Source organism: Streptomyces aureocirculatus (assembly GCF_000720475.1).
GTDB lineage: Bacteria > Actinomycetota > Actinomycetes > Streptomycetales > Streptomycetaceae > Streptomyces > Streptomyces aureocirculatus.
Genome location: NZ_JOAP01000026.1, coordinates 43,826 through 64,596, shown reverse-complemented (window position 1 = coordinate 64,596; position 20,771 = coordinate 43,826). Strand labels below are relative to the sequence as shown.

Here is a 20,771-nt window from a genome sequence, read left to right as displayed (position 1 = left end):
GTAGGCAGCGGCGGGTGTGGCTGCGCCTGCCGGGCCGCGCACAGCCTTGGCCCATGACTCGAACAGCGAACCGACTGACGGCGGCGGCACCCGGAACGAGCGGGCCGCCGGACGCGGCACCCGAAGCGAGCGGGTCGGCGGCCGCCTCGCGGGAGCCGGCGCGGACCGTCGATCACCTCCAAGTGGGCGACGTCTCCGTGACCCGCGTCCTGGAGTACTACGGACCCGCCGACCTGACGCCCGCGGACTTCTTCCCCGGCATTCCCGCCCACACCTGGCAGGGGGAGGAGGCGTCCTGGCTGCGCCCGGACTTCCTGGACGGCGCCACCGGCGTCGTCCGGTCCGCCGTCCAGACCTGGCTGCTGCGCAGCGAGGGCAGGACCATCCTGATCGACACCGGTGTCGGCAACCACAAGGAGCGGCCCTACAGCCCGGTGTGGAGCCGGCGGAACACCGGCTACCTGGACCGTCTCGCCGCCGCGGGCGTCACCCCGCAGGACGTGGACGTCGTCGTCAACACCCACCTCCACGTGGACCACGTGGGCTGGAACACCCGCCTGGAGGGCCGCGACTGGGTCCCGACGTTCCCGAACGCCGTCTACCTGATGGCCAGGGACGACTTCGACTTCTGGAACCCGGCCAACGAACGCCGGAGCGTGCTCGGCCGCGGCAACCAGAACGTCTTCGAGGACAGCGTCGCCCCCGTCCACCGGGCGGGCCAGGCACTGCTGTGGGAGGGCAGCCACCGCATCGACGCCCACCTGCGGCTCGACCTCGCCCCCGGCCACACCCCGGGCTCCTCCGTCGTGACCCTGGAGTCGGGCACGGACCGGGCGGTGTTCGTGGGCGACCTGATGCACAGCCCGGCGCAGGTGCTCATGCCGGACTGCAACAGTTGCTTCTGCGAGGACCCTGCGGCCGCCCGCGCCACTCGCAGGCGGCTCCTCGGCTGGGCCGCCGACCACCGCGCCCTGCTCTTCCCCGCGCACTTCGGCGGGCCGGGCGCCCTCGAAGTCACCCGCACGGCGAGCGCGTTCGCCGTCAAGGGCTGGGCCCCCTTGAGCCGCGCCACCCACCAGGACATGACGGGGGAGGGACGGTGATGACGACGCAGCCCACGGCCGACGTGGCCGACATGGCGGACAGCACGGACGTGGCCGACATGGCGGACACCACAGTCGTGGCCGACACGGTGGACACCAGCAAGGGCCGGGTACGCGGCTTCGTACGGGACGGCGTGGCCGGCTTCCTCGGCATTCCCTACGCCGCGCCCCCGCGCGGAGCCGCTCGCTTCGCCGCGCCGGCGCCGCCCGAGGCGTGGCGCGGCACCAGGGACGCGACCGTGCCGGGGCCCACCGCCCCGCAGAGCGAACGCCGCCTCGGCGCAGTCGACATGTCGCACTACTTCGGTCCCGGCTGGGTGCGCGGGGACGACTACCTCACCGTCGACGTGCGCACCCCGGCGGCGCCGGGCGCACGACCGCTGCCGGTCCTCGTCTTCGTCCACGGCGGCGGCTTCGTCGCCGGATCCAGCCGGGCGCCGCTGTACGACGGCTCGGCGCTCGCCCGGGACGGGGCGGTCCTTGTGACCCTCAACTACCGTCTGGGCGTCCAGGGGTTCCTGGACCTGCCGGGGGCGCCCGCGAACCGCGGCCTCCTCGACGTGCTCGCCGCGCTGCGCTGGGTACGGGACGAGATCGCCGCGTTCGGCGGCGACCCGGGCGCCGTGACCGTGTTCGGGCAGTCCGCGGGCGCCACGCTCGTCGCCGCCCTGCTCGCGGACCCCGCGGCCGATGGGCTCTTCCGGCGGGCCGTGGTGCAGAGCGGCAGCGGCCTCGGCGCGTTCCTTCCGGAACAGGCCGCCCGGGTCACGCGGGCCGCGGCGCGGGCGCTCGGGGTCGCACCGCGCGCCGACGCCTTCGCCGCCCTTCCCGACGAACGCCTCGTCGGGGTCCTCCCCGACCTCGCGGGCATCGACCTGCGCACGGCCACCCACCCCGACCCGCTCGCCGGCCTCAGTCCGCTCGGCCTCGTGCTCACCGAGCAGCCCGCGCACACGCTCGCCGCCCGCACCGCACCGCTCGACGTGGACCTCCTCATCGGCACCACCGCGCAGGAGGGCAATCTCTACCTCGTGCCCCAGAGCGCGTACGCGGCGTCGACCGCGGCCGACGTCGAGGCGACCGCCGCCCGAGCGCATCCGCGCCCCGCGGAACTCCTCGCCGCCGTGCGCGCGGCCCACCCTGGCGCGACCTCGGCCGAGCTGCGGTCCGCCGTCCTGTCCGAGGCGCTGTTCGGGGCGGGCAGCAGGGCGCTGGCCGCCGCCCACGCGGCCAGGTCCCCGTCCCGTACCCACCGTTACGAATTCGCCTGGCGCTCGCCCGCGGTCGGCGGGCTGCTCGGCGCCGCCCACACCGTCGAGCTGCCCTTCGTCTTCGGCCGGACGGACCTGCCCGGCCTGTACGGTGACGCGGGTGTGCTCGGCCCGGACCCGGGGCCTGCCGCCCTGGCCGCTCTGGCGGAGCTGTCGTCGTGGATGCGCGCGGCCTGGGTCCGGTTCGCCGCGACCGGCGACCCCGGCTGGGCGGCCTACGACGGTGAGGGCGGGACGATCCAGCGCATCGACACGGCCTGAACGTGAGCCGGTGGCGGGGCCGGGTATGATCGCCGTACGTCGCGCGGCCCCACGTCCGCGCGCCCTTGAAGAGGAGGTGAGCCCGTTGCGTACGCACACGACCGACCGCATCGTCCGGGCCCTCCCCGCCGCCGCTCGCGTCTGAACCGCACGGCCGCCGCGCAGGAGCGCCCGCTCGTCCGAGCACCGAAGTACTCCTGAGCGAAGGAACCATGACCGTTTCGCCTTTCCGCGTCGCCGTGTCCGACGATGTCCTCACCGACCTCCGGGAACGACTGACCCGCACCCGCTTCACCAGCGCCTCCGACTCCGCCCACTGGGCCGCGGGCACCGACCCGGACCACCTGCGTGACCTCGTCGCGTACTGGGCCGACGGCTTCGACTGGCGCGCCGCCGAAGCCGGACTCAACCTCTTTCCGCACCACGTCGCCGACGTGGCGGGCACCCGGGTGCACTTCGTGCATCTGCGTGGCCGCCGCCCGGAGGGCGCCCCCGCGCCACTGCCGCTGGTGCTCACCCACGGCTGGCCGAGCAGCTTCGTCGAGATGCTGCGCGCGGCCCGCCGTCTCGCCGACCCGGCCGCTCACGGCGGGGACCCCGCCGACGCCTTCGACGTGGTCGTGCCGTCCCTGCCCGGATTCCTCTACTCCGGCCTGCCGCGGGGCCCGTTCACCCGCCGCGGAGTGGCCGGGATCTGGCACTCCCTGATGACCCGGACCCTCGGGTACGAGCGCTACGGAGCGTTCGGCGGTGACATCGGCGGCGGGGTGACGCAGTGGCTCGGGGCGCTGTACCCGGACCGGGTCGCCGGGGTGCACATCACGTCCGCCGTCGTGAGCGCGGACTTCGAGAAGGAGCCGCCGACGCCCGCGGAGCAGACGTACCTGGACGCCCTCGCCGCGTACGACATCGGGGACCAGGGCTACAGCGAGATCATGTGCACCCGCCCCGACACGGTCGCCGCCGCCCTGATGGACTCGCCCGCCGGGCTGCTCGCGTGGATCGTCGACAAGTACCGGGACTGGAGCGACTGCGACGGCGACATCGGCCGCCGCTGGGACCGGGACACGCTGCTCACGGTGGCCACGCTCTACTGGGCGACCGGCAGCATCGGCTCCTCCTTCCGGCAGTACTACGACTACCACCACAACAAGCCGGTGCCGCCCGTCACCGTGCCCGCAGCCGTCACCCTCAGCCATGAACCGGCGTACGCGGACTACCCGAGGAGCCTGGCCGAGCGCGTCCTCACCGATCTGCGCCACTGGAGCACACCCCGCCGCGGCGGCCACTTCATGGCACACGAGGAGCCGGACCAGGTGGCCGCCGAACTGCGCGCGTTCTTCCGCCCGCTGCGGCACACGGAGTAGCGGTCCGGCGCGGCCGGGCGGACGTCAGGCGGACGTCAGACGGGCGGCGCCGCCAGGAGCGGCGCCGCCCGGCGTGAGGGGGTGGAAAGCAGGAGCAACACGGCGATATAGGCTGTACGTTCTGCTTCTCGTCAGCTTGTGAGCCACCCGGAGAGTACTCAGTGACCGTAGCGACCGCCGCGCCCGAAGCCGCCGAACCGGCCGACGCCGAGGTACCGCCGCCTGCCGCCGCGCCCGAGGCCGCGTACACGGCCGAGGGCGAGGCCGCGTACACGGCCGAGGGGGAGGCCGCGCACACCGCCGAAGGCGAGGCCGCCGCGGCGCTCGTGGAGCGCGACGCCCGCGAGTTCGGCGCCTACGCGCGCACCGGCGGCTGGACCTTCGGCCTGAAGGTGGCCCGCAGCGTCCGGCCCGGCGGACAGCACGCCGAGGGCACACCGAAGCTGTCCGCGAAGGAGTTCGCCGAGCTCGCGGGCTGCTCCGCCGACCGCGTCATGCGCTTCTACAAGGCGTGGGACAAGGCGGCCGACGACGGTCTCGTGCCGCACTTCGAGGCCCTCGCCCCCGGCCAGGACGTCGAACTCCCCGACGCCGACGTGTGGCTGGCGTACTACGTGCCGCGCTCCAGCGCCACCTCCGCGCGTGGCACCGCCATCACCGCCGCCGCCGAGGCGGAGGGCATCCGCCCGACCAAGGCCCTGGAGGTCGCCGAGAACCCCACCGCGCTGCGCGCAGCCATCCTGGCCGACCCCGGCACCGCCCAGGCCGCCCGGCACGCGCTTCTCGACCGCCTCAAGGAGGACCCGGCGCTCCAGACGGAGCTGGCGCGCGACATCGCCCGCACCGACGAGCTGAAGAAGGCCGTGGCCGGTGAGGCAAGGGCCGCGGACCGCATCGAGTACGTCCGCAAGGTCGCCGAGGAGGGCCAGATCCGCACCCCCGCCGGACAGACCCTCGACGCACCGGCCGAGCTGCGCGCCGAGGCCGAGCGCCACCTGACGCTGCTCGACGAGCTCGACGACTCCGAAGAGGCCGGCGAGTGGGCGACGGAGGCGTACGACACGGTGAAGAACCTCGTCGCCGAGACCGTCGAGTCCGACCCCGAACTCCGCGTCCAGGAGCGGCGCACGAAGTTCTACAGCAGCCTGCAGAAGGCCACCAAGGTCTTCGAGGAGCTGACGCTCGACGACGCCGCCGACTTCGACGACATCTACGAGGACGACATGGTGCAACGCCTCGAAGAGCTCCAGCAGGCCATCCACACCTGCATCACGGCCCTGCGGAAGGCTTCGGCCACGCACTGACCGCGCGGCCCCGTGTGTTGTGGAACGATCACTCGCATGGTGTCTGTGAGCGATCTCCTGCCCGTCGAGGCGATCCGGCTCGACGTCGCGGCCGATGACTGGCGCGCGGCGATCGGTGCCGCGGGTGAGCTGCTCGTGGCGACGGGCAGCAGCACGGACGCGTACACCACGGAGATGATCAGTACCGTGGTGGACGCCGGGCCGTACATCGTCGTGGCCCCCGGCTTCGCGTTCGCGCACGCGCGGCCCTCGCCCGCGGTGCTGCACACCGGCATGTCCTGGGTGCGGCTCGCGCGCCCCGTGGAGTTCGGGCACGAGACGAACGACCCCGTCGACCTCGTCGTGGCGCTCGCCGCAGCGGACGCCTCCGCGCACACCGAGGCGATGGCCTCCCTCGCCCGACTGCTCGCGGACCCGGACACGGGACGGGCCCTGCGGGACGCCGCCACGCCCGCCGCGGTGCACGCTCTGCTGTCCGGCGGGCGCACGGCTGCCGGGCCCGGGCCCGCCGCCGAGCCGGGGCCCGCCGCCGGGCCTGAGCCCGCGCCCGCCGCGCCCGAGGCCCCTGTCGCCGCCGGGCCCGCCGTGCACAAGATCCTCACGGTGTGCGGCAACGGCCTCGGTACCAGTCTGTTCCTCAAGAACACTCTGGAGCAGGTCCTCGACCGCTGGGGCTGGGGCCGCCACGTCACCGTCGAGGCCACCGACACCATCTCCGCCAAGGGCAAGGCCGCCGAGGCAGTGGCCGTGCTCACGTCCCGGGAGATCGCCAAGGCGCTCGGCGACATCGGCGTCCCCGTCAAGGTCGTCGACGACTTCACCTCCACCACCGAGGCCGACCGTGTCCTGCGGGACACGTACGACGTCTAGGAAGAAGCCAGAAAGAGGGGCGAGCCGTGGACTGGCTGGTATCCGTCGCGAAGTTCCTGGTCAACGAAATCCTCAGCCAGCCCGCCTACCTGATCGGGCTCATCACCGCCGCGGGCCTCCTCGCGCTGCGCAGATCGGCGGGCCAGGTCGTCGGCGGCGCGATCAAGGCGACGCTCGGCTTTCTGCTCATCGGCGCGGGCGCCGGACTCGTGGTGGCCGCGCTCGCCCCGCTCGGTGAGATGATCCAGGGCGCGACGGGCGCGCACGGAGTGATCCCGACGAACGAGGCCATCGTCGGCATCGCCCAGGCCGAGTACGGTTCCCGGGTCGCCTGGCTGATGATCCTCGGCTTCGCCGTGAGCCTGGTCCTCGCCCGCTGCACGCCGCTGCGCTATGTCTTCCTGACCGGCCACCACATGCTGTTCATGGCCACGCTGCTGACGATGGTGCTCGCGACGGCCGGGCAGCGGTCCTGGGTCGTGGTCGCCGTCGGCGGTGTGCTGCTCGGCATCATGCTGGTCGCGATGCCCGCCTTCGCACACCCCTGGACCAAGCGCGTCACCGGCAACAACACCGTGGCGATCGGGCACTTCGGGACGGCCGGGTACGTCGTCGCCGGAGCGACCGGGCAACTCGTCGGGCGGCGCAGCCGGTCCACGGAGGACATGAAACTGCCCGACGGCCTGCGCTTCCTGCGTGACTCGATGGTGGCCACGGCCCTGTCCATGGTCCTCATCTACCTGATCATGTCGCTCGTCCTCCTCGCCAAGGTCGGCAAGGAGAGCGCCTTCAAGGCGTTCGCGACCGACGGCGGCGAGGCAGCCGCCGACGTGGGCGCGTACGTCATGCAGTCGGTCATGCAGGGACTGCAGTTCGGCATCGCCGTCGCGGTCATCCTGTTCGGCGTCCGGACGATCCTCGGTGAGCTGGTGCCCGCCTTCCAGGGCATCGCCAACCGCGTCGTCCCTGGTGCGGTGCCGTCCCTGGACGCGCCGATCGTCTTCCCGTACGCGCAGAACGCCGTCCTCATCGGGTTCATCTCCAGCTTCATCGGCGGCCTCGTCAGCCTCGGCCTGCTCACCTGGATCTTCGAACCGGCCTTCGGGCTCGCACTGGTCCTGCCCGGACTCGTGCCGCACTTCTTCACGGGCGGCGCGGCCGGGGTCTACGGCAACGCGACGGGCGGCAGGCGCGGCGCCGTCGTGGGCGCGTTCCTCAACGGTGTCCTCATCACCTTCCTGCCCGCGCTGCTCCTGAAGGTCCTCGGCGCCTTCGGCAAGGAGAACACCACCTTCGGCGACGCGGACTTCGGCTGGTTCGGCGCACTCGTGGGGAACGCGGCGAAGGCCGGGACCGTGGCGGGCGCGGTCCTGATGCTCCTGGTCGGCGCGGTGATCCTGGCCGCCGCGATCGTCGTGCAGAAGCGGGTCGTGGAGACCGGCTGGGACCCGGGCGCACGGCGTGACGCGCTCCTCGGCCGCGCTGGCGGTACGGCCGCCGAAACACCGGCGCCGACCGGTGAGGCCGGGGCTCCGGGGCGCCCGGCGTACGCGAAGATCGCGCCGCCGCCGGGTGCTCCGAAGCCCCCGCCGCCGCCCGGGGAGACCGGCTGACGCCGCGCAGCTCCATCCCTGACGCTGTCCCTGGCTCTATCCCTGACCCGGCACCACGAACAGCGCCCAGGTGGTGAGCGGCACCAACAGGGCCATCGACAGGCCCCACTTCATGAGGGCGCCGAACACCTGCGGGCGCACTTCCTCGGGGGCGTTCGCGGTGACCAGCGCGCCGCTGGTGGACAGCGGCGAGGAGTCCACGACCGACGAGGAGACGGCGAGGGCGATGATCAGGCCGACGGTGCTGACCTGACCGGCCATCAGGAAGGGTACGGCGAGCGGGATCAGGGCGCCCAGGATGCCGGTGGTGGACGCGAACGCGGAGACCACGGCACCGATCAGACAGATCAACAGGGCGCCGAGGAGCGGTGAGTCGATCTTCGCGACGCTGTCGCCGAGCCAGTCGATGGTGCCCATGCGCTCCATCACACCCACGAAGGTGACCACACCGCAGACGAGGAGCACGGTGGACCAGGCGCAGCGTTCCACGGCGCCCTTGGCCGATTCGGGGTCGGCGAGGGTGAGGACGACGACGACCGTCAGGGCCATCAGGCCGACGTTGTAGTCGAGGAACAGCGCGCCGGCGACCATGCCGAGCAGCCCGAGGAGGGTGAGGACGCGGGGCCGGTCGAGCCGGAGTGCGGAGGTCTCCGTGTGGGCGGGCGCGAGGGTCGCGGTGGCGGCACCACCGATTCCCCTCGTACCGCCAGTGCCCCTCGTACCGCCGGTGTCCCAGGTGTCGCCGGTGCCCCTCGTGCCGCCGGTGCCCTTAGTGTCGTCGGCGCCGTGTGTGCCGCCGACGTCTTTGGTACCGCCGCCAGTGCTCTCCGTGCCGCCGAGTGTTCCCGGTGCGCCGGGGGTGTGCTGCGCCGGGGTGATGTCCTCGGCGCGCCTGCCGAGCAGGTGCCGGCCGCCGAACAGGAAGTACGCGACCACGCTGAGCGCCGCGTTGAAGAGGAAGGACGCGACGAACAGCAGACCCGGGTCGCCCGGCAGGTCGTTGCGTTCGACGACGCCGTTGGTGATGCTGCCGAAGACGCTGGCGGGCGAGAAGCCGCCCGCGCTCGCTCCGTTGATGACGAGCAGGCCCATCAGGAGCGGGTCGATGCGGTAGCGGACGCAGAAGCTCATGCCTATGGGGGCGATGACGCCGACCGCCGCGGGCACCACCGCGCCGACCGCGGTGAGCACCGCGGTGATGAGGAACATGACCCAGGGAATGAGGGCGATGCGGCCGCCCACGGCACGCGTCGCGGCGTGCACGAGCCATTCGATGGTGCCGTTGTTCTTCGCGATGGCGAAGAGGAAGGTGACGCCCACGAGGACGACGAAGAGGTCGCCGGGGAAGCCGCCGAACACGTCGTCGGCGTTCTCGCCCGCGACGGTGGAGCCGACGGCGAAGGCCGCGACGAGGGCGAGGGCGCCCATGTGGACCGAGGTGAAGGTGGACAGGGTGAATACGAGTACCAGTGCGCCGATCGCGATGAGATGGTCTGCCATGACACGTCCTCGCCTTGGGACTTCGGCCACATCGCGGACGGTGGCCGAGTGCGGGCATGCGGGAGGGACCCGTGGCGGCGTCCGGGGGCAGAGGGGCACAGCGGAGCCCCCGAGGCGGGGCCCGTCGCACCCTGCCATGAGCGGGCAGCCGCGCCGACCCGGGCTGTCCGCAGGGTGGACATGGAGTTCCGTCATGTGGAACTCCTGCGCAATGGTGGCGAGTATGTGACGACGGTCACGCCCCGTCAAGGGGGTGCGTGTACCGCCGTGTTGTGGGGTGCGCCGGGGTGGCCGGTGTCCGGATCAGGGCGGCGCGTGGGCGACTGGCGTCCGGGCCGGGCGGTGCGGGGGCGGCCGGTGTCCGGGCGGGGGCGGCGTGGGCGTGACCGGCGTCGGGGTCAGCTCGCGCCCGCCGCGCCCGCCGCGCCAGGCGCCTCGTGGCCGAGGCTCGCGCTGATCTTCCGTGCCGCCGCGCGTACATGCCCGCCCAGCGTGTCGAGCCGCTCGCGGTCGCACCGGCTGGTGGGCATGTTGATGCTCACGCTGCCGACCGGGGTGCCGTCGGGGCCGAGCACGGGTGCCGCTACCGCGGACACGTCCTCCCGCCATTCGCCCAGGTTGACGGCGTAGCCGCGGCCGCGGACCGCGTCGAGCTCGGCGCGCAGCGCGGCCGGATCGTGGATGGTCAGGTCCGTGTAGCGGGTCAGGCCCGCGGCGAGATACCGCTCGACGTCCCCGGGGGAGCGGGCGGCGAGGATCGCCTTGCCGTTGGCGGACGCGTGCCCCGACAGGTGCTGGCCGAGCGGCAGCACGATCCGTACCGGCTGGGTCGTCTCCAGGCGCTCGACGAGCACCACCCGGTCGCCCTCCGGCATCGCGAGGTGCACGGTCTCGTCCACGCTGCGGCGCAGTTCGTCCATCACCGGCACGGCGACGTCCCGCAGGTCGAGCTCGCCCGTGGCCTGCCGTCCCACCAGGAGTGCCTTCGTGGTGAGGGACCAGCGGGTGGGCGTGGCGCCGGACTGCTTGATCCAGCCGGCCGTGTGCAGGGTGCCGAGCGCGCGCTGGACGGTGCTCTTCGGAAGCTCCATGGCCCGCGCCAGGTCGGCGACGCCGACGGGCTGACGCGTCGCCACCTCTTCGAGCGCCCGCAGGGTGTTGAGGACGTTCTGCACCGTTGACCCCTTCCGGTGAGGGAGCCTATGCTCCGCCGTGCCGCATCACGATACGCTGTGCCGTCTCACGGCACAAGCGTGGAGAGGAGATCCGCGCGATGACTGCCAGGACCGGACGCCACTTCCTCCAGATCCCCGGGCCGACCAACGTTCCCGACCGGGTACTTCGCGCCATGTCCGCCCCGACCCTCGACCACCGCGGGCCCGAGTTCGCGAGCCTCACCCGGCGCGTGCTCGGTGGGCTGAAGCCGGTGTTCGCCACATCGGGCCCGGTCGTCGTCTATCCGTCGTCGGGCACCGGCGCCTGGGAGGCCGCCCTGGTGAACACGCTCAGCCCGGGCGATCGCGTGCTGTGCTTCGAGACCGGGCACTTCGCCTCGCTGTGGCGGGACATGGCCCGCTCCCTCGGCCTCGAAGTGGAGTGCGTGCCCGGCGACTGGCGCCACGGTGCCTCCCCCGAGGCGGCGGCCCAGGTGCTCGACGCCGACCCCGCCCACCGGATCAAGGCCGTCTGTGTGGTGCACAACGAGACGTCCACCGGCGTCACCAGCCGCGTCCCCGAGATCCGCGCGGCCATCGACGCCGCGGGGCACCCCGCCCTGCTCCTGGTCGACACGGTGTCCTCGCTCGGCTCCATCGAGTACCGGCACGACGACTGGGGCGTCGACGTGACCGTCACCGGATCCCAGAAGGGCCTGATGCTGCCGCCGGGCCTCGGCTTCAACGCCGTCAGCGACAAGGCGCTGGCTGCCGCCCACACCTCACGGCTGCCCAAGTCCTTCTGGGACTGGACACCGGTCATCGAGGCCAACGAAGCCGGTTTCTTCCCCTACACCCCGGCCACCAACCTGCTGTACGGACTCGAAGAGGCCCTGCGCATGCTCGCCGAGGAAGGGCTCGAACAGGTCTGGCGACGGCACGCGCGGCACGCCGCCGCCACCCGTGCCGCCGTGCGCGGCTGGGGCCTTGAGGTGCTGTGCGCGGACGAGCGCGAGCACTCCGGTTCGCTCACCGCCGTGCTGCTGCCGGACGGCCGCGACGCCGACGCCGTACGGAAGATCGTCCTGGAGCGGTACGACATGTCCCTGGGCACCGGGCTCGGCCGCCTCACCGGCAAGGTGTTCCGCATCGGGCACCTCGGGCACTTCAACGACCTCACCCTCGCCGGGACCCTGGCAGGCGTGCAGATGGGTCTGGAGCTGGCGGGGATACCGGTGGGCCCGGAAGGCCTGGCCCAGGCCCTGGACCACCTCCGCACGAACTGACCCCTCCGTACCCCCGACCGGCCCGTCCCGTTCCCCCTGCGTGGGCGTGGCCGGAGACGTGCCGGTGAGACCAAGGGAGCGTGTCGTATGACCATGAGCACCGAGTCCACGGAAGTCGGCAGGGACGACAGCGGCGACCTCGCCCGGCGGTTGCGCGCCGACCTCGACGGCGAGGTCCGCTTCGACGACTACAGCCGCCACCTCTTCGCCCGCGACGCCAGCATGTACGCCATCACGCCCCTCGGCGTCGTCTTCCCGCGGCACGCCGACGACGTGCGGGCGGCGGTGGCCGCGGCGGCCGAGCACGGGGTCTCCGTGGTGCCGCGTGGCGCCGGGACCAGCCTCGCGGGCCAGACCACGGGCCCGGGCATCGTCCTCGACCTGTCCCGCCACATGCGGCGCATCGTCGCCCTCGAACCGGAGGGCCGCACCGCGCTCGTCGAACCGGGCGTGGTCCAGGACCAGTTGAACCGTGCCGCGGCCCCGCACGGCCTGATGTTCGGCCCCGACACCTCCACCAGCAACCGCGCCACCATCGGCGGCATGATCGGCAACAACTCGGCGGGCAGCGGCTCCCTGCGGTACGGCATGACCATCGACCACGTCCGCGCCCTCGACGTGGTCCTCGCCGACGCGACCACCGCCCACTTCGCGCCCCTCACCGCGGGGGAGCACGCGGGCCGGGCCGGGGCCGCCACCCTGGACGGCCGCGTCCACCGCGAACTGCCCGCGCTCGTCGCCGCGCACAGGGATGCCATAGCCACCGGGTTCCCGGGGCACTGGCGTCGTGCGGGCGGCTACCGGCTCGACCGGCTCGCCCGCGAGGACACCCCCTTCGACCTGGCCAAGTTCGTGGTCGGCTCGGAGGGCACGCTCGCCCTCACCACCCGCGCCCTGGTGGACCTCGTCCCCAAGCCCGCGCACACCGTGTTCGCCGTCGGCCATTTCACCTCGGTGGCCGGGGCCATCGAGGCCACCCAGGACGCCCTCGCCTGCGACCCGGCCGCCGTCGAGCTGATGGACCGCACGATCCTCGACCTGTCCCGCCAGAAGATCGAGTACGCGTCCCTGTCCACCGTCCTGGAAGGCGACCCGGACGCGCTGCTCTTCGTGTCCTTCACCGGCGACGACGAACGCGAACTCAGCGGCGGCGTCGAACGCCTGACGTCCCTGTGGCGGCGCCACGGCCACGGCTACCACACCCTCGCCGCGACCACCCCGGCGGACCGGGCCGCCCTGCTCAAGGTGCGCAAGGCAAGCCTCGGCCTCCTGATGGCGGCGAGCGAGGGCACCCGCAGGCCGCTGGCGTTCATCGAGGACACCGCCGTGGACCCGGTCCATCTGCCCGCGTACACGGCCAGGTTGAAGCAGGTACTCGACCGGCACGACCTCACGGCGGGCTTCTACGGCCACTGCTCGGTGGGCTGTCTGCACATCCGTCCGTTCCTCGACGTGACCGACCCGGCGCAGCGGGACACCATGCGTGCGGTCGCCGAGGAGATCAAGGACCTGGTCACCGAGTACGGCGGGGTCAACTCCAGCGAGCACGGCGACGGTCTCGCGCGCAGCGAGTTCAACCGGGAGATCTTCGGGGACGAGCTGTACGAGGCCATGCGGCGCGTGAAGGGGCTCTTCGACCCGGAGAACCGGCTGAACCCCGGCAAGATCGTCGACGCCCCCGCGATGACGGACCACCTGCGCGACCCGGCGCTGCCGCCCGCCCCCGGCCTGCGCACCCGGCTCGACTTCGAGGTCGCGGGCGGTATGCGGGCCGCGGCGGACCGCTGTATGAACATCGGCCTGTGCCGCAAGAGCGACGTCGGTGCGATGTGCCCCTCCTACATGGCCACGCGCGACGAACAGGACTCGACGCGTGGGCGCGCGGGCGCCCTGGTCAAGGCGCTCTCCGCGCCCGACCCGCACACGGCGCTCGGTGACGAGCGGCTGCACGAGGTCCTCGACCTGTGTCTGATGTGCAAGGCGTGCAAGAGCGAGTGCCCGCTCGGCGTCGACATGGCGTCCCTGAAGGCCGAAGCCCTCGCCCACCACCACGACGAGCACGGCACCCCGCTGCGCTCCCGGATCTTCGGGGCCGTCCGCACCCTCAACCGCCTCGGCTCGGCGACCGCCCCGCTGTCCAACCTGCCCGGCCGCATCCCGCTCGTCCGCCGCCTCCTGGACCGTACGGTGGGCATCACCCCGCACCGCCCGCTGCCGCGCTACACCCGCCGCAACCTGGTGCGCTGGTTCGCCCGCCGTCCCGGCGCGCGGTCCCCGGCCCCCCGGGGCCCGGTGGTCCTGTTGGCCGACTCCTTCACCACGTACACCGAACCGGAGATAGGCCGGGCAGCCGTCGAGTTGCTGGAACGCGCGGGCTGGGACGTGCGGTTGGAGAGCGGGGGCTGCTGTGGACGTTCCTCCCTCTCCAAGGGCCTGCTCGACGACGCGGGCGACAAGGCCTTCCAACTGGTCCACCACCTCACGGAGAGCACCCCCGCCGAGGCACCCGTCACCGGCTGCGAACCCTCCTGCCTGATGACGCTGCGCGACGAGCACCGCGCGCTGCTGCCCCGCGACTCCGCGCGCGAGGCCGTCACCGAACGCGTACGCCAACTGGAGGAACTGCTCACCGAGGCCATCGACGACGGCGCCCTCACCCTGCGCACGGACTCCTGGCTCAACGGCCGCACCCTGCTCCTCCACGGCCACTGCCATCAGAAGGCCGAGGTCGGCACCGCCGCGACGGTGGCGCTGCTGCGGCGCATCCCCGGCGTCGAGGTGAGCGAACTCGACGCGGGCTGCTGCGGCATGGCGGGTTCCTTCGGCTTCGAGTCCGAGCACTACGACATGTCGATGACCGTGGGCGAGGACCGCCTGTTCCCCGCGGTACGTGCCGCGCCCGAAGACACCGTCGTCGTCGCCACCGGCTCCTCCTGCCGCCAGCAGATCTTCCACGGCACGGAACGCACCGCCTGGCATCCGGCGCAGTTGCTGCGCGAAGCGCTCTGAGCGACGCGGGCCCCTGCCGTCCCTTTGGGGAGCGCCGCCTCACTCCTGACCGACGTGCCCGATCCAGTCGTCGCCGAGGCGGTGCTGTACGTCCGCGAGCAGGGTCTGGAGCAGTTCGGTGAGGGTGGCCTGCTGATCGGGGGTCAGGCCCGCGAGCAGGTCGGCGTCGCGGTGCAGGACCTGGTCGACGGTGGCTTCGACCAGGTCGTGGCCGGTGGGAGTCAGGGTCACAAGGACCGTGCGGGGGCGGCCGCGGGCCGGTTCCCGGGTCACCAGGCCCTCCTGCTCGGCCCGCGCCACGCGCTGCGAGACGGCGCCCGCCGTGACCAGCGAACGGTGGCCGATCTCGCGGGTGCTGAGCGCGTACGGCGGGCCGCTCCGGCGCAGCACGCTGAGCAGGTCGAGGGTGGCGGCGTCCACCCCCGCGCGGGCCAGGACCCGCCGCCTGTCGTCGCCGAACAGCTTGGCCAACTGCCACACCGGGGTCATGATCCCGATCGAGGAGACCGGCGTTCCGGGCCGCTCGCGCTCCCAGGCGGCGGCGATCCCCTGCGCGGAGTGCGCCTCGGCCGCACGCGGGTACGGGCCCCCACCGCCCCCACCGCCCCCTCCGCCGCTCTCCGGCCCGACGTCGGCGCCCCCTGCCATCGCATGCCTCCCAAGTGTTACGTTGAGCTCTAAATATAGGCCTAAACGAAAATGATTCGGAGCTCAGCATATGGCACGCACGATCCTGGTCACCGGTGGCGGCACGGGCATCGGCCGTGCGATCGCACGGCACTTCGCCGCGGCGGGGGACAGCGTCGTCGTCACCGGACGCCGTCCTGAACCGCTGGCGGAGCTGGCCGCGGAGGCCGGAGTCGGCACCGCGGTCTGCGACCACACCGACCCCGCCGCGCTCACCCGCCTCCGCGCGCAGTTGCCCGAGCGGATCGACGTCCTGGTCAACAACGCGGGCGGCAACACGGACCTGGACGCCGACGGCGAGCAGGACCTGGCCGCCTATGCCCGGGACTTCCGCGCCAACCTCGACGCCAACCTGGTCAGCGCCGCGCTCACCACCAAGGCCCTGGAGGACCGGCTCGCCCCCGGCGGTGCCGTCGTCCACATCGGCTCGATCGCCGCGGAACAGGCGGCCGGTTCCTACGGCGCCGCGAAGGCGGGCCTCGCCAACTGGAACATCGACCTCGCGGGCCGGCTCGGCAGCCGCGGCATCACTGCCAACGTCGTCGCGCCCGGCTATATCGCCGACACCGAGTTCTTCCGGGACAAGCTGTCCGGCGAACGCCGGGAGCAACTGGTGGCGGCCACGGCGACCGGCCGCGCGGGGACACCCTCCGACATCGCGGGCACCGTCGTCTTCCTCGCCTCCCCGGCGGCCCGCCACGTCACCGGCCAGGTGCTGCACGTCAACGGCGGTGCGCGCGCCACACGGTGAGAGCGGCGGCCGCCCTCCGGGCGGCGACGGGAATTGCCGGACAGGCCCTAGCCCGGACTCTTCCCGTCCGCGTCCGCCTCCGCGTCCGGCAGCAGCTCTCTCAGAAGGTCCTCGAACTCGTCGGCGGTCGGCGGCTCGTCGTCAAGGAGGGCCTGGAGGAGCAGCCCGTCGTAGGCCCGCGTGAAGAGCTTGACGCGCACCGGGTCGTCGGTGAGCTCACGGGCGAAGGCGGCCAGTGCCTCCTTCCAGCGGCGGGTCGCGGCGCGCTGTTCCGGACGGCGCGCCGCCAGCAGGTACAGCTCGAACTCCGCGAGGAGGTGCCCGGGCGAGGTCAGGATCTCCGCCATCAGCAGCGCGAGGGCCCGGCGCTTGCCGGTGGCGTCGCCCGGCCCGGCGGCCAGCGCCTCGACGCGCGCGGAGTCCTCCTCCATGCACTGGGTCAGCGCCGCCGTCAGGAGGGCGTCGATGCTGCTGAAGTAGTACGTCGTCGCGGTCGTCGGCAACTCCGCCTCGCGGGCCACCGTGCGATGCGTGACGCCCGCGGCGCCGTCCCGCGCGATGACACGCACCGTCGCCTCGATCAGTGCCCGGCGCCGCCGTTCGCCCTTGACGCGCCTGCCGTCGGTGACGGCGGGCGCGTTCTTCGTGTCGCTGCTCGCCTCGTTCAGGGCGACTCCCCCTGCTGCTCGATGCCCGTCGGCCGTGGTCATGACCTGTTTCCGCCGACGTTACCGGGTGGGCACACAGTCGCTCGCCCGTCCGGCCCGGGGTCGGACGTGATAGAAAGTGGAACGATAGTCCCGATAGTTGCCCGTGCGGGTATCCGGACCGGCCGGACGCGCCTGCCCGCATCCGCGCCCGCCCGCATCCGCACGGCCCCGGGCCGGGCCGACTCCGCTCCCAGCGACAGGACGACCGATGACCAACGCGTACCGCGAGATATTCGCCGCTCCCGGCGCCAAAGCGTTCAGTTCCGCGGGCCTCCTGGCCCGGCTTCCGCTGCCCCTGACCCATATGGGCATCCTGACGATGCTGTCCGAGACGACCGGTGAGTACGCCCTGTCGGGCCTGGTCGCAGGCGCCTTCACCTTCTCCATGGCCTTCCTCGGCCCCCAGGTGTCCAAGGCCGTGGACCGGCGTGGACAGAGCCGCGTCCTGCCGCTCGCCACCGGTGTCAGCGTGCTCGGGCTCGGCGCCCTGCTGATCTGCGCCACCACCGGCGCGCCGAGCTGGACCCTGTTCCTCTGCGCCCTGGTGTCCGGGCTCATGCCGAGCATGAGCGCCATGGTCCGCGCGCGCTGGACGGAGATCTACCGGGGCACACCGCGGCTGACCACCGCATACTCCATGGAGTCGGTGGTCGACGAGTTGACCTATGTCATCGGTCCCGCGCTCGCCGTGGTGCTCTCCACGGCACTGTTCCCGCAGGCCGCGCCCCTGTTCGCGGGTCTGCTGCTGCTCGTGGGCGTCGCTCTGTTCGTACCGCAGAAGCGCACCGAACCGCCCGTGAAGGCACGGGCCGACAACGCGGGCGGTGCCTCCGCGATCCGTTCGGCGCCCGTGCTGCTGCTCGCGCTCGTGCTGCTCTGCGGCGGGGCCGTGCCCGGCATGGTCGACACCATGGGTCTCGCCTTCGCCGAGGAGCAGGGCGACAAGTCCCTCGCGGGACTGGTGTTCGCGGTCTACGCCATCGGCTCGGGTCTCTCCGGGCTGCTCTTCGGTGCCAGGCAGCCGGACGTGCCGCTGCCCCGGCTGCTGCTCTTCGGTGTCGGCGGCACCGCGCTGACCACGCTGCCGTTCCTGTTCGTCGACGGCGTCGCCGGGATGGTCGCGGTGGTGTTCCTCGCCGGTGTCTTCTTCGCCCCCACCATGGTCGTGATCATGGGGATCGTGGAGCGTGTGACGCCGGAGCACCAGCTCACCGAGGCGATGACGTGGATGATCGCCGGTCTGCAGAGCGGCATCGCGATCGGGGCGGCCGTCTCCGGGGTCCTCTACGACCGGTTCGGCGCCACCGCGGGGGTCTCGGTGGCCCTGGTCGCCGGAGCCGTCGCCCTGCTGATCGTGCTGTGCGCCCTGCCGATGCTGCGGACCCGGCTGACGTCGTCCGAGCAAGCGACGGGCGCCGAGCACGCGCCCCGGGCGGGCGCCGCCGCGCCGGGGGAGGAGACGACGGCGCCCGTCGGCTGCTGATCTGCCGACGGGCACCGGGCACCGCGTGGCGGGTGACGACCGCCGGGTGACGGCTGGCGCTACTGGGGCTTGTGCGGCGTCGCCTCCGTCGGTCGGACCACCACCATGCCCTCACCCTCCAGCTTCAACTGCACCGCCTCCCCGGAACCGCCGCGGATCATCGAGCCGATGGACTGGGAGCGGTGCAGCGAGGTCTGGAGACTGGTGGTCCAGCCGACGATCGCGTCGGTGTCCACGAACACCGGGGCCTGCGGCGACACGGGGATCACCAGCGGCTCCCCCTCACAGATCAGCCCCAGCCTGCCGCTGCCGGTGAAGACGCTGTTGAAGAGCCCGCCACCGGTGATGCCCGAACCCTTCACCGTCTTGATCTCGTACGCGAGGGTGGCGTCGAAGCACAGCACGTTGCGGCCGTTGACGGTGAGGGAGTCGCCCGGCTCGATGTCGACGACGAAGCAGCTCTGCGCCTCGTGCGCGAACCACGCCTCACCCTGGCCGCGCACCGCCATCAGCGCGAGACCCTCGCCGGTGACGGCACGCTTGAGCATCCCGCCGACGCCCTGGCCCTTGCGCTCGAACTGCAGGTTCCCGCGGTAGGCGACCATCGCGCCCTGCCGTGCCAGCATCTCGCCGTTCACGGCGTAACGGATGGACTTGGAGTTGTGCAGGCTCATGCCGGGGGCCGCCGCGGGCTGCGCCACGTACTCCGTGGAGAAAAGGTCGCTCTTCATGCGGGCATCGTGCACCGCAGGGGGGCGGCTCGCCAAGTCTTCGGCGGTGTACGGCCACCGGACCGAGGTCGCGCCCACGAGCGGCGGGGAGCGACCTTCGGCCATGGCGGCCGCGACTTCGGCAGGGGGCGGCTCACAGCCCAAGGCCCAAGGCCCAGGACCCGTCACTCGTCGACGGCCGCCCCGAACGCCGCGCCCCGCGCGGGCGCGCCCAGCGAACCGGCCCCGTACGTCCACGATCCCGCGGCCGTGACCCCGCCGGACCCGGCCGGGAGCACCCACACCACACCGTCACCCGCGTTCTCGCCGGGTGCCGAGGCGAGCAGCCCGAAGCGCCCGTCGCGGTCGGGGTCGGTCAGGCGTACCTGGGCGCCCCACTTGTCGCCCTTCTCCGCGGTACCGGGGACGTCGGCCGAGTTCTGGTCCCAGGACTTGGCGCCGGTCGCGGTCACACCGGCGGCCGAACCGCGCAGCACCCACACCGCGCCCGCGTCGGCGACCGTGCCGATGTCCTCGCCCGGCGCCCCGACCGCCACGTCCGCGTAGCCGTCCTTGTTCGTGTCGGCCACCGAGAGGTCGGCGCCCCAGTTGTCCCCGCGCTCGGCGGTGCCGGGCACGCCCGCGGAGTCCTGGGTCCACCACTTCACGTCCTGCGAGATGCCATCGGCGGAGCCGTAGCGCACGCCCACCAGGCCGCCGGTGAGCGTCTCGCCGCCGTCGTCGGGGGAGTGCGGCTCACCCGTGACCAGGTCGTCGAAGCCGTCGCCGTTGATGTCGCCCGACGCGGCGGCGGGACCGCCGCGCAGGTCGTGTACGTACATGAGGGCCTCACCGCCCTTGTAGTACGACGACCAGCCGTGCCCCGACTCTTCGTCGGCGGTCACCCCGGAGACCACCAGGTCGGCGAAGCCGTCGTCGTCGTAGTCGCCGGTGGTCAGGGACTTCGGCTCGATGTGCCGCTGATCGGCCCGTGCGGTCGGCCCCTTGACGGCCAGTCGCTTCAGCGGGGTGGCGGCGCGCGCCTGCGGCGCCGCGTCGTACACGAAGAGTTCGAGGCCGCCCGAGTTGAGGACGGCGAGCACGTCGCCGGGGGTCTCACTGGTGAGGCGGGCGGCGGTCACCGCGGAGCCGAACTTCTCGCCCCGGACGGGCTCCTGGGTCTGGAGCCAGTCACTCGCGGTGCCCTTCAGGCCCTGCTCGGAACCCCAGAGGATCGCGACACCGCCTGCGTCCGCAGTGTCGCCGAGGTCCTCGCCGGGGATGCCGACGATCGCGTCGTCGTAACCGTCGGCGTCCAGGTCACCGGTGGCGACGGCCGTGCCGAAGCCGTCACCGGTCTCGGCGGCGCCCGAAACCCCGGCCGTGGACTGGCTGAACCGGGCCACGTCGCTCGTACCGATGCCTCTGTTCGAGCCGTACTGCACGGTGACGAGGCCCGCGCCCTTCTTGCCGCTCACCGTCGCACCGGGCGCGCCGACCAGGACGTCCTCGTGGCCGTCGCCGTTGAAGTCGCTGTTGCGGTCGTCGGCGCGCGTACCTCCGGGGGTGCCGGCGGAGGCGGCCGGTGCGGTGACGATGCCCGCTCCCGCGATCAGAAGGAATGAGGCCGCGGCGACGGCGGCCGAATGGTTCTTGCGCACGAGCGACTCCTGTGCAGGAAGGTGACCGGGC

16 protein-coding genes are annotated in these 20,771 nt (G+C 72.8%); 10 read left to right on the top strand and 6 right to left on the bottom strand.

Annotation, left to right across the window (positions count from 1 at the left end):
* The first annotated feature begins 53 nt into the window (after positions 1-53).
* From IG78_RS0124080 to ulaA, 6 genes are all read left to right on the top strand, one after another.
* The gene (locus tag IG78_RS0124080; RefSeq protein ID WP_078965481.1) at positions 54-1,103 is read left to right on the top strand and encodes an MBL fold metallo-hydrolase; all 1,050 of its coding nucleotides are present in this window, start codon (positions 54-56) and stop codon (positions 1,101-1,103) included.
* 59 nt (positions 1,104-1,162) lie between these two features.
* A complete protein-coding gene (locus tag IG78_RS0124075; RefSeq protein WP_051852921.1) occupies positions 1,163-2,635 on the top strand; it encodes a carboxylesterase/lipase family protein in 1,473 nt (490 codons plus the stop codon).
* 212 nt (positions 2,636-2,847) lie between these two features.
* Positions 2,848-4,002 carry an epoxide hydrolase family protein gene (locus IG78_RS0124070; protein WP_030566602.1) on the top strand — a complete coding sequence of 385 codons (1,155 nt, stop codon included), beginning with the start codon at positions 2,848-2,850 and terminating at the stop codon, positions 4,000-4,002.
* 326 nt (positions 4,003-4,328) lie between these two features.
* Positions 4,329-5,306: a hypothetical protein gene (locus IG78_RS0124065; protein ID WP_051852920.1), complete on the top strand. Its 978-nt coding sequence runs from the start codon at positions 4,329-4,331 to the stop codon at positions 5,304-5,306.
* 36 nt (positions 5,307-5,342) lie between these two features.
* Positions 5,343-6,176, top strand: a complete 834-nt coding sequence (locus IG78_RS0124060) for a PTS sugar transporter subunit IIAB (RefSeq protein WP_030566592.1) — start codon at positions 5,343-5,345, stop codon at positions 6,174-6,176.
* Positions 6,177-6,202: 26 nt separating this feature from the next.
* Entirely contained in the window at positions 6,203-7,789 is a 1,587-nt protein-coding gene (gene ulaA, locus IG78_RS0124055; protein ID WP_030566590.1) for a PTS ascorbate transporter subunit IIC, read from the top strand.
* Positions 7,790-7,825: 36 nt separating this feature from the next.
* Here ulaA and IG78_RS0124050 read toward each other — a convergent pair whose 3' ends face one another.
* Both IG78_RS0124050 and IG78_RS0124045 read right to left on the bottom strand, forming a co-directional pair.
* On the bottom strand, positions 7,826-9,289 hold the full coding sequence (locus IG78_RS0124050; protein ID WP_030566588.1) for an SLC13 family permease: 1,464 nt from the start codon (positions 9,287-9,289) through the stop codon (positions 7,826-7,828).
* Between the two features lie 398 nt (positions 9,290-9,687).
* The gene (locus IG78_RS0124045) at positions 9,688-10,464 is read right to left on the bottom strand and encodes an IclR family transcriptional regulator (protein ID WP_037686096.1); all 777 of its coding nucleotides are present in this window, start codon (positions 10,462-10,464) and stop codon (positions 9,688-9,690) included.
* A gap of 98 nt (positions 10,465-10,562) precedes the next feature.
* Here IG78_RS0124045 and IG78_RS0124040 point away from each other — a divergent pair, with 98 nt between their 5' ends.
* Together IG78_RS0124040 and IG78_RS0124035 are read left to right on the top strand one after the other, a co-directional pair.
* Entirely contained in the window at positions 10,563-11,729 is a 1,167-nt protein-coding gene (locus IG78_RS0124040) for a pyridoxal-phosphate-dependent aminotransferase family protein (protein WP_030566583.1), read from the top strand.
* Between the two features lie 87 nt (positions 11,730-11,816).
* Entirely contained in the window at positions 11,817-14,738 is a 2,922-nt protein-coding gene (locus IG78_RS0124035; protein ID WP_030566581.1) for an FAD-binding and (Fe-S)-binding domain-containing protein, read from the top strand.
* A gap of 39 nt (positions 14,739-14,777) precedes the next feature.
* Here the strand turns inward: IG78_RS0124035 and IG78_RS0124030 are convergent, their stop codons facing one another.
* Positions 14,778-15,386, bottom strand: a complete 609-nt coding sequence (locus IG78_RS0124030) for a MarR family winged helix-turn-helix transcriptional regulator (RefSeq protein ID WP_078965474.1) — start codon at positions 15,384-15,386, stop codon at positions 14,778-14,780.
* Positions 15,387-15,456: 70 nt separating this feature from the next.
* Here IG78_RS0124030 and IG78_RS0124025 point away from each other — a divergent pair, with 70 nt between their 5' ends.
* The gene (locus IG78_RS0124025) at positions 15,457-16,176 is read left to right on the top strand and encodes an SDR family NAD(P)-dependent oxidoreductase (protein ID WP_030566577.1); all 720 of its coding nucleotides are present in this window, start codon (positions 15,457-15,459) and stop codon (positions 16,174-16,176) included.
* A 47-nt stretch (positions 16,177-16,223) separates the two neighbouring features.
* On the opposite strand, the gene IG78_RS0124020 is transcribed toward IG78_RS0124025, so the two are convergent.
* Complete coding sequence (locus IG78_RS0124020) at positions 16,224-16,886, bottom strand: TetR/AcrR family transcriptional regulator (protein ID WP_078965473.1); 663 nt, start codon at positions 16,884-16,886, stop codon at positions 16,224-16,226.
* Between the two features lie 208 nt (positions 16,887-17,094).
* Between IG78_RS0124020 and IG78_RS0124015 the strand changes: the two genes are divergently transcribed.
* Entirely contained in the window at positions 17,095-18,369 is a 1,275-nt protein-coding gene (locus IG78_RS0124015; RefSeq protein WP_030566573.1) for an MFS transporter, read from the top strand.
* A gap of 59 nt (positions 18,370-18,428) precedes the next feature.
* Here IG78_RS0124015 and IG78_RS0124010 read toward each other — a convergent pair whose 3' ends face one another.
* Together IG78_RS0124010 and IG78_RS0124005 are read right to left on the bottom strand one after the other, a co-directional pair.
* Positions 18,429-19,100: an AIM24 family protein gene (locus IG78_RS0124010; RefSeq protein ID WP_030566571.1), complete on the bottom strand. Its 672-nt coding sequence runs from the start codon at positions 19,098-19,100 to the stop codon at positions 18,429-18,431.
* A gap of 164 nt (positions 19,101-19,264) precedes the next feature.
* On the bottom strand, positions 19,265-20,740 hold the full coding sequence (locus tag IG78_RS0124005) for an FG-GAP repeat protein (RefSeq protein ID WP_030566569.1): 1,476 nt from the start codon (positions 20,738-20,740) through the stop codon (positions 19,265-19,267).
* Positions 20,741-20,771: the final 31 nt, after the last annotated feature.

Bases quoted from the DNA above. Each gene is read 5' to 3' on its own strand.
- IG78_RS0124080 (WP_078965481.1), top strand. From the start codon at position 54: ATGACTCGAACAGCGAACCGACTGACGGCGGCGGCACCCGGAACGAGC.
- IG78_RS0124075 (WP_051852921.1), top strand. From the start codon at position 1,163: ATGGCGGACACCACAGTCGTGGCCGACACGGTGGACACCAGCAAGGGC.
- IG78_RS0124070 (WP_030566602.1), top strand. From the start codon at position 2,848: ATGACCGTTTCGCCTTTCCGCGTCGCCGTGTCCGACGATGTCCTCACC.
- IG78_RS0124060 (WP_030566592.1), top strand. From the start codon at position 5,343: ATGGTGTCTGTGAGCGATCTCCTGCCCGTCGAGGCGATCCGGCTCGAC.
- IG78_RS0124050 (WP_030566588.1), bottom strand. From the start codon at position 9,289: ATGGCAGACCATCTCATCGCGATCGGCGCACTGGTACTCGTATTCACC.
- IG78_RS0124040 (WP_030566583.1), top strand. From the start codon at position 10,563: ATGACTGCCAGGACCGGACGCCACTTCCTCCAGATCCCCGGGCCGACC.
- IG78_RS0124035 (WP_030566581.1), top strand. From the start codon at position 11,817: ATGACCATGAGCACCGAGTCCACGGAAGTCGGCAGGGACGACAGCGGC.
- IG78_RS0124030 (WP_078965474.1), bottom strand. From the start codon at position 15,386: ATGGCAGGGGGCGCCGACGTCGGGCCGGAGAGCGGCGGAGGGGGCGGT.
- IG78_RS0124025 (WP_030566577.1), top strand. From the start codon at position 15,457: ATGGCACGCACGATCCTGGTCACCGGTGGCGGCACGGGCATCGGCCGT.
- IG78_RS0124020 (WP_078965473.1), bottom strand. From the start codon at position 16,886: ATGACCACGGCCGACGGGCATCGAGCAGCAGGGGGAGTCGCCCTGAAC.
- IG78_RS0124015 (WP_030566573.1), top strand. From the start codon at position 17,095: ATGACCAACGCGTACCGCGAGATATTCGCCGCTCCCGGCGCCAAAGCG.
- IG78_RS0124010 (WP_030566571.1), bottom strand. From the start codon at position 19,100: ATGAAGAGCGACCTTTTCTCCACGGAGTACGTGGCGCAGCCCGCGGCG.